This is a genomic window from Streptomyces calidiresistens (genome assembly GCF_014141525.1).
GTDB lineage: Bacteria > Actinomycetota > Actinomycetes > Streptomycetales > Streptomycetaceae > Streptomyces > Streptomyces calidiresistens.
On record NZ_VKHS01001232.1, the window covers coordinates 1 to 1,082 of the forward strand.

Sequence of the window (1,082 nt, forward strand, 5' to 3'; positions counted from 1 at the left end):
CGGTGGGGCGGTGCGGGGTCATGGTCGGGGGTTCCCTTCGGAATCGGATCGGTCGGTCCGGGCCGGCTCGGAGCGGGCCGGCCAGTTGCCCAGGAGCGAGTGGAGCGCCTCGATGGAGCGCGTCCGGGACTCCCGGAGGTCACGGGGGTGGGAGAAGGCGTCGGTGCGTTCGAGGTGGGCCCAGCCGTGAAGCGTGGCGCGCAGCAGACGGGCGGCGTCGGTGAGGTCCGGTTCGGCGAGGCCGTGGGCGCGCAGCACGGCATAGGTGAGTTCGGCGCCCCGGCGCGGGCCGCTCGGGTCGACGCCGGTGGCGGCGACCTCCTCGGGGTCGAGACGCAGGTGGGTCGCGGCGTATCGGCCGGGGTGGTCGATGGCGTAGCCCAGGTAGGCGTCCGCGAAGGCGGCGAGGGCGTCGTGCCCGGCCCGGCCGGCGATCGCCGCCGAGATGCGGTCGGCCAACTCGGCGGCGGCGAGCAGCGCGACGCGCACGCGCAGCTCGCGGAGGTTGCGGACGTGGGAGTAGAGGCTGGCGTCCCGCACCCCGAAGCGCCGGGCGAGGGCGGAGAGGGAGACGCCGTCGAGGCCGACCTCATCCGCCATCTTCGCCGCCGCCTCGGTGAGCCCGGCGGCGGTGAGTCCGACCCGTGGCATTCGCACTCCTCCCTTTGCTGTGAGCTCTCGGAAGAAACCTAGAGGCTCAAGGTTGGAGGTGTCCACGGTTTTTTCCCGGGCCCGAACGGGCCGAGCGGGGCGTCAGGCGGCCGAGGGCCCCGAAACGCGGCCGGGGCGGCTGAAGAGCGCGACGTGCGGGAAGGACCTGCCGAACCACGGCGACCGCGGGACCCGCCGGCGGTAGTCGGCCGGCACCCGGGGCACGCCGGCGGCCCCGCGAGGACCGCTACGCTCACCGGACCGCCGGCCCCGTTCACGGGTCGGGGCATCAGGAATCTGCGGGAGGGGAAACGAATGCGGCGCAGCGTGGGGGTCGATCTGGCCGTCAACGCCCGTACCACGGCGGTCTCGGAGGTCCGCTGGGGCGGGGAGGGGAACGGGAACGGCGCGGTGGTGGGGGTGCCGGTGAC

General features: G+C 74.8%; 1 protein-coding gene. It reads right to left on the reverse strand.

Annotated elements, in window-relative coordinates; translation table 11 throughout:
* Positions 1–18 precede the first annotated feature (18 nt).
* The gene (locus FOE67_RS26575; protein ID WP_182667369.1) at positions 19–651 is read right to left on the reverse strand and encodes a TetR/AcrR family transcriptional regulator; all 633 of its coding nucleotides are present in this window, start codon (positions 649–651) and stop codon (positions 19–21) included.
* Positions 652–1,082 lie beyond the last annotated feature (431 nt).

Coding starts and splice junctions, on each gene's coding strand:
- FOE67_RS26575 (WP_182667369.1), bottom strand. CDS start 651: ATGCCACGGGTCGGACTCACCGCCGCCGGGCTCACCGAGGCGGCGGCG.